The 6,391-nt window shown below is 65.8% G+C and carries 6 protein-coding genes and 1 pseudogene; 1 reads left to right on the top strand and 6 read right to left on the bottom strand.

What is annotated here, in order from left to right:
* The 3 genes from AX702_RS21165 to argH all read right to left on the bottom strand — a co-directional run.
* A partial coding sequence (locus AX702_RS21165) for a diaminopimelate decarboxylase family protein (protein ID WP_443026319.1) occupies window positions 1–541 on the bottom strand: 541 nt, incomplete at its 3' end.
* Between the two features lie 3 nt (window positions 542–544).
* Complete coding sequence (locus AX702_RS21160; protein WP_231731995.1) at window positions 545–778, bottom strand: hypothetical protein; 234 nt, start codon at window positions 776–778, stop codon at window positions 545–547.
* On the bottom strand, window positions 775–2,142 hold the full coding sequence (argH, locus tag AX702_RS21155; RefSeq protein ID WP_066782293.1) for an argininosuccinate lyase: 1,368 nt from the start codon (window positions 2,140–2,142) through the stop codon (window positions 775–777). Before argH ends, AX702_RS21160 begins: the two co-directional genes overlap by 4 nt.
* 16 nt (window positions 2,143–2,158) lie before the next feature.
* On the opposite strand from argH, the gene AX702_RS21150 reads away from it, so the two are divergent.
* Window positions 2,159–2,758, top strand: a complete 600-nt coding sequence (locus tag AX702_RS21150) for a TlpA family protein disulfide reductase (protein WP_066782296.1) — start codon at window positions 2,159–2,161, stop codon at window positions 2,756–2,758.
* A gap of 63 nt (window positions 2,759–2,821) precedes the next feature.
* Here the strand turns inward: AX702_RS21150 and AX702_RS21145 are convergent, their stop codons facing one another.
* From AX702_RS21145 to AX702_RS21900, 3 genes and pseudogenes are all read right to left on the bottom strand, one after another.
* On the bottom strand, window positions 2,822–3,874 hold the full coding sequence (locus AX702_RS21145; RefSeq protein ID WP_082746411.1) for a copper resistance protein B: 1,053 nt from the start codon (window positions 3,872–3,874) through the stop codon (window positions 2,822–2,824).
* Complete coding sequence (locus AX702_RS21140) at window positions 3,871–5,739, bottom strand: copper resistance system multicopper oxidase (RefSeq protein WP_066782292.1); 1,869 nt, start codon at window positions 5,737–5,739, stop codon at window positions 3,871–3,873. Before AX702_RS21140 ends, AX702_RS21145 begins: the two co-directional genes overlap by 4 nt.
* Window positions 5,740–5,903: 164 nt before the next feature.
* A pseudogene (locus AX702_RS21900) lies at window positions 5,904–6,026 on the bottom strand (S-adenosylmethionine:tRNA ribosyltransferase-isomerase); the annotation flags it as partial.
* Window positions 6,027–6,391: the final 365 nt, after the last annotated feature.

The following is a 6,391-nucleotide window of genomic DNA, read 5'->3' as shown; positions in this document are numbered from 1 at the left end:
CCGGCGCTTCGTCGATCGGCACGCCAAACTTGTTCTCGCGCTTGCCGGTCGAGATCTTGGCGTGGGTGCCGGCATCGACATCCGGGTTCACGCGAAGGACCGCGCGGGCCTTCGTTCCGCGCGCCGCAGCAAGCTGCGCCAGAACGACACCTTCCTCTTCCAGTTCGATATTGAACTGTCCGATTCCGGCCTCGATGCCTTTGACCAACTCGGCCCGGGTCTTGCCGACCCCGGAGAACACGATGTCCTCGGCCGGCATCCCGGCCGCGAGCGCGCGCGCCATCTCACCGCCCGACACGACGTCGGCGCCATAGCCTTCGCGCGCGAGAACGTTCAGCACGGCGATGTTCGGATTGGCCTTGATCGCATAGGCCAGATGAACGCGTCCGGCCGGTTTCAGCCCGTCGCGAAACACGCGCGCGTGCCGCCGCAGGGTGTTGGCCGAATAGACATAAACGGGCGTTCCAACTTCCGCAGCGATGCGGGACAGCGGAACCGCTTCGCAGTGAAGCTCTCCGTCAACGAGGGCAAAATGATCCATTGATTACCTTGGCGGGAGGTCAAATTCATCGCTGCGCCGCTCCTCGGAGTTGCGCAGAAGTTCGTCGCTGCGGCCGGGCCGTGCCTGCGGTTCAGCCTTGAGCAGGTCTGCTGGCGTCGGCGTCGCGGTGGCGCCATAGGGCGCAACGGGCAATTGCTCTCCCTCGGCCGGTTTGAGGCCGCGTGCCGCGCCGCAGCCGGCGAGCAACATGGCCAGCACGAGAACTGCGCGCTTCACGAGAGCGCTTCGCGTGCTTCGCGGATGGCGGCGCGCACGTTTTCCGGCGCGGTGCCGCCAAAGCTGGTGCGGCTAGCGACAGATGCATCGACGGACAGGACGTCGAAGATACGGGCGTCGATCCGGCTATCGATCGCCACCAGATCATCGATGGGAAGCTCGTCCAGCCGCACGCCCAGCGCTTCGGCACGCGCCACGGCGCGGCCGGTGATGTGATGCGCCTCGCGGAAGGGCACGCCCGCCTCGCGAACCAGCCAATCGGCGAGATCGGTGGCAGTGGCAAAGCCGCTTTCCGCCACCGCCCGCATCCGATCGGTACGGAACGTCGCGCTCTCCACCATGCCCGTCATGGCGGCGAGGCACAGGCCGAGCAGGTCGTGGCATTCGAACACCGGCGGCTTATCGTCCTGCATGTCCTTTGAGTAAGCGAGCGGAAGCCCCTTCATCGTCACCATCAGGCTGACGAGGCAGCCGGTAATCCGCCCGGCATGGCCACGGACCAGCTCGGCCGCGTCCGGATTGCGCTTCTGCGGCATAATCGAACTGCCGGTGGACCATTGGTCGCTGAGGCTGACAAAGCCGAACGGCTGCGATGCCCAGAGCACAAACTCTTCCGCGAGACGCGACAGGTGAAGGGCGCATTGCGCGGCGCAGGTAAGGTATTCGATCGCGAAGTCTCGATCGGATACCGCGTCCAGCGAATTGCGCGTCGGCCCGTCGAAGCCGAGCGCGGCGGCCGTGGCGTGCCGGTCCACCGGAAAGCCCGTGCCGGCGAGGGCGGCGGAGCCGAGCGGCGACAGGTTCATCCGTGCGCGTGCATCGGCAAAGCGGGCTACGTCGCGGCGCGCCATCTCCACATAGGCCATCAGGTGGTGCCCCAGGGTCACCGGCTGCGCCGATTGCAAGTGCGTGAATCCGGGCATCACGCTGGCGGCGTGTTCCTCCGCGCGATCGAGCAGCGCGCGCTGGAAAGCGGTGAGGGCAGCAAGCGTTTCATCGATGGCGTCACGAACCCAGAGCCGGAAGTCGGTGGCGACCTGGTCATTGCGGCTGCGCGCGGTGTGAAGCCGGCCGGCCGCCGGGCCGATCGCCTCGGCCAGCCGCGCCTCCGTCTGCATGTGGATGTCTTCAAGCGTCAGGTCTTCGGCAACGCCGTTCCGCTGATAGCCGTCGGCGACCTGCTCCAGCCCCTTCGAGATTGCCGCCGCGTCTTCGCCGGCCACGATGCCCTGCCGGGCGAGCATGGCGACATGCGCCTGGCTGCCGCGGATATCCTGTCGCCACATCCGCTTGTCGAAGGGGATGGAGGCATTTATCTCGCGCATCACCGCGGCCGGGCCTTCGGCGAACCGGCCGCCCCACATCTGGTTGGAACTGCTCATGCCATCGCGCTCGGGAACTGTCTTTCTCCTCGGGGCCGCGCTGGCGGCCGCGGCATGCGATAGGCAAACGCCTGCGCCGGAGCAAGCGAACGTCGCTGACGCCGCCGTTTTGACGTCCGACGAGGTCGCGCCCGGCGGCGCGAAGCCGGCAGCACCGATCGGTGGCGTGGATCGCTCCCACAAGGGTGAAGCGGCGCCGCAGCTCGCGTTTTTCGACCCTGCGGGCAAGAAGGTCACGCTGGCTGACTTTCGCGGCGAGCCGGTGTTGCTGAACCTTTGGGCGACCTGGTGTGCGCCGTGCATCAAGGAGATGCCGAGCCTGAACACCGCCGCTGGAACGATGCGCGGAAAGGTGCGCGTCGTGACCGTCAGCCAGGACATGCAACGCGAGAAGGTCGAGCCGTTTTTCGCGGAGCGGAAGCTCGACAATCTGACGGCTTATGTCGACCCCGATCTGGGGCTCAGCATGGCCTATAAAGCCAATCTGCCGATCACGATCATGCTGGATGCCGAGGGCCGGGAAGTGTGGCGCGTGAGCGGTGCGATGGACTGGGCGGGATCGGAGGCCCAGGCGCTGATGAACGAGGTAGTCATCTAGGCTGGCGGCGGGATCGCTGGCGCGCCGATCAGGAGTTTAGGGGGGGGGGCGCGGAGAAACGGTTCAGAACCACGCTCTAATGCCGGCGACAAAGCTGAACCCGCCCGTGTCATCGCCGTTCGCCCGCGAGAAACGCGCGGTGTCGCCGAATTGCCGCTCCCAGGAAACGCCCACATAAGGCGCGAACTCACGCACGATTTCGTAGCGTAGCCGCAGGCCCGCCTCGGCGTCCGTCAGGCCAGACCCGAGCCCGCGAGATGGTACATCCTGGGCGGAGAGATTGAATTCGGCGCGCGGTTGCAGGATCAGGCGCTGGGTGATGCGCTGATCGTAATACCCCTCGAGGCGGGCAAAGGCATCGCCGCCATCCGACAGGAACACGGCGCCCTCCACGTCGAACCAGTAAGGAGCCAGCCCCTCGACACCAATCGCGGCATAGGTCGGGCTGGGGCCGGAGCCGACATCCTGGCGCAGGCCGGCCTGAAGGTTGAAATACGGACCCACCGCGCGGCTGTAGAGCGCCTGCACTTCGCCGCCGGCGCTTGATCCAAAGGTGCCTTCGCCCTCCGTTTTCACCGTCAGGCGGTTCACATCCCCGCCGTACCAGAATTCGCCATCCCAGCGATAACCGTCCGCGCCGTCGCGGATCTGGACTTCGGCGAGGTTCAGCATGACCTGCGCGAAGGACATGCCGCCATGCTCCCGCCGCAGCGTCGCGCGGGCAGCGGACATGGCGTCCGCGCCCCAGACGCGATCAGCATAGGTGGCGTCAGGCGCCGCCGGCGCCGGGGCATGACCGGCCGCGAGCGCTGTGCCAGCCGGGGCGCCATCGGCCTCTTTCGGCCTGGTTTCGGCCGTTTTGAGCGAACAATGGCCCATCGCAGCATGTTCCGGCGTGCAGGACGTGTCGACCGCAACGGCGGGTGTGTCGGGAGCGGCGTGATGCGCACCATGCGCCTCGGCTGAAGGTGCGCTGGGCGCCGGTTGTTCGGACGGCGCAGGCTTCACCGGCGCAGGCGCGGGCGCGCTTCCATGCGAATGATGCTGGTGATCGGCCGCTTGCGCCGGCGCGCCGCTACCGGCCAGCGCGGCGGTGGCGAGAAGAAGCGCGATCATGCCGCCCGCTCCCCACGCGGGCGCACCGACACGACCTGCATCATGCCGGCGTGCATGTGGTATAGCATGTGGCAGTGGAACGCCCAGTCGCCGACGGCATCGGTCGTCACGTCAAAGGTGGCCGTCCCGCCCGGCTGGACCTGGATGGTGTGCTTGCGCGGGGCATGATCGCCGTGGCCGGTGACAAGCTCAAAGAAATGGCCGTGCAGGTGGATCGGGTGGCCCATCATTGTATCGTTCACGAGCGTGACCCGCACGCGTTCGTCCTGCAGGAAGGGGATCGGCTTTCTGACCTCGCTCAGCTTCTCGCCGTCGAACGCCCACATATAGCGTTCCATGTTTCCGGTCAGATGGATGCGCAGCGCGCGATCCGGCGCGCGAACGTCTGGGTTTCGCTCCGCCGCCTTCAGATCGGTGTAGAGCAGCACGCGGTGGCCGACATCCTCCAGGCCCTGGCCCGGTTCGCCCATACGGTCCACCGGCATGGGCGAGATGGTCTGCACCGTTGGCGTCTTCTTCACCTCCGGCGCGACGGAGAAATCACGCATGGAATGATTCATGCCGACCGCGCCGTGATCGCCGGCCCCCTGCAGGTGCTGCAGGTGCTGCTTTCCACCATCGTCCGCGACGGGAGCCGCAGCGGGCGAGCAATGGCCCATGGCCGCATGTTCGGGCGCGCAAGGCGCGGCTGGCGTCGACGCGCCGGGTTGCGGCGGGTGATCCATGCGACCGGCGGACCCATGGTCCATGCCGCCCATCCCCATGTCCTTCATGTCGGCCAGCGGGCGGCGGCGCAGCGGTGGCACCACCGCGACCATGCCGGGCCGCGGCGCCAGCGTAGCGCGCGCCATGCCGGATCGATCCACGCTTTCGCCGACTATCGCATAGGCCCGGTCATCGGCGGGCTGCACGATCACGTCATAGGTTTCGGCGACGGCGATCTGCATCTCGTCCACCGTCACCGGCTGAACGGAAAGGCCATCCGCCTGGACCACCGTCATCCTCAACCCCGGAATGCGGAAGTTGAAGGTCGTCATGGCCGATGCGTTGATGAGCCGCAGGCGAACCCGTTCGCCGGGGTGGAACAGCCCGGTCCAATTGTCCTGCGGGCCATGGCCGTTGACCAGATAAGTGTAGGTGCTGCCCGTCACGTCCGCGACATCGCTGGGATCCATCCGCATCGCACCCCACTGCCGTCGCTCACCGGCAGGCTGATCCTTGCCGGCCAGAAGACCGGCGAGCGTTTGCTTCTGGAAATTGAAATAGCCGCCCTGCTGCTTCAGCTTTTTGAAGATGAGGTGCGGGTGCATCGGGCTGTGATCGGACAGGACGATGACATGCTCGCGATCGGCCTGGATCGGATCCGCACCGCTGGGGTCGATCACGATCGGGCCGTACAGGCCAAGCTGTTCCTGAAGCCCCGAATGGCTGTGATACCAATAGGTGCCCGACTGGCGAAGCGGGAACTCATAGGTGAAGGTGGAGCGCGGCTTGATGCCGGGGAAGCTGACCCCGGGCACGCCATCCATGTGAAACGGCAGGATAAGGCCGTGCCAATGGATCGAGCTGTCCTCGTCCAGCGCGTTTTCGACATGGAGCCGCACGTTCTGCCCCTCCCGCAGGCGGATCAGGGGGGCGGGAACGGACCCATTGATGCCGATCGCATGGCTGCGGCGCCCGTCGATCACCATCGTCTGGTGCGCAATGCGCAAGGTGATGTCCTCGCCGGATACGGTGGGCAGCGGGCCGGCGATGCCCGACGAAACGGGCTTCGCCCATGCCGGCATATAAGCCGACACAGCCAAGCTTCCCCCTGCCAAGCCAGCGCCGCGCAGCAACTGGCGGCGATCGAAAACGCGCGACATTCCAACTCCCTGAGTGCGACCGCAAGCCTTGCGCCGCGTCTCGCCGCTTCGGCGCAAGTGCCTGCCCCTAGCGGAAGATCGACTGTTCAAGAAGCCGCCGCGACAGCCGTGCCGGGCGGGCGCTTACCCCGGCATGAACAGATCGCAGGAGCGTGCGGGACGCATCACGGCAGAAGCAGCGATGCGTCCCCGTAGGAGTAGAATCGGTAATTGTGCGCGATCGCATGGGCGTACGCCGCCTGCATCCGTTCGAGCCCCATCAGCGCCGATACCAGCATGAACAGATTCAGACTGGATACCGGAAAAAGCGTACGTACGCATATGGTTACGGAGCTTTCGGGGTGGTCTATTCACCTACGCCCACCAACTTCCTAAACTCCGCTGGGAGCGCTTCTCCGATACAGCCTTCTGAAGGCACTTTGACAAGGAGCGAAGCGGTGAAGTCGCCTACCGTCTGCCACTCACTCGTGCCCGCAGAATCGACACGTGCACGGTCAGAGCGACCGCTCAGAGGTTTCTCCGCGAACCGTCGATTTTTGGCAAGGCTAACGAGATAGCTGACGCGGACGGTGCTTCCGCGTTCAGCAATGACGGCGAAAATCGGTCAAATCGGTCAAATCGGTCAAATCGGTCAAATCGGTCAAATCGGTCA

It is taken from the genome of Sphingomonas sp. CCH5-D11, from assembly GCF_001557395.1.
GTDB lineage: Bacteria > Pseudomonadota > Alphaproteobacteria > Sphingomonadales > Sphingomonadaceae > Sphingomonas.
The sequence above is the reverse complement of the archived record's forward strand: the minus strand, read 5'-3'. Positions and strand labels throughout refer to the sequence as shown.

Excerpts from the sequence above, each read along its gene's own strand:
- AX702_RS21140 (WP_066782292.1), bottom strand. The coding sequence starts at position 5,739 with ATGTCGCGCGTTTTCGATCGCCGCCAGTTGCTGCGCGGCGCTGGCTTG.
- AX702_RS21150 (WP_066782296.1), top strand. The coding sequence starts at position 2,159 with ATGCCATCGCGCTCGGGAACTGTCTTTCTCCTCGGGGCCGCGCTGGCG.
- argH (WP_066782293.1), bottom strand. The coding sequence starts at position 2,142 with ATGTGGGGCGGCCGGTTCGCCGAAGGCCCGGCCGCGGTGATGCGCGAG.
- AX702_RS21145 (WP_082746411.1), bottom strand. The coding sequence starts at position 3,874 with ATGATCGCGCTTCTTCTCGCCACCGCCGCGCTGGCCGGTAGCGGCGCG.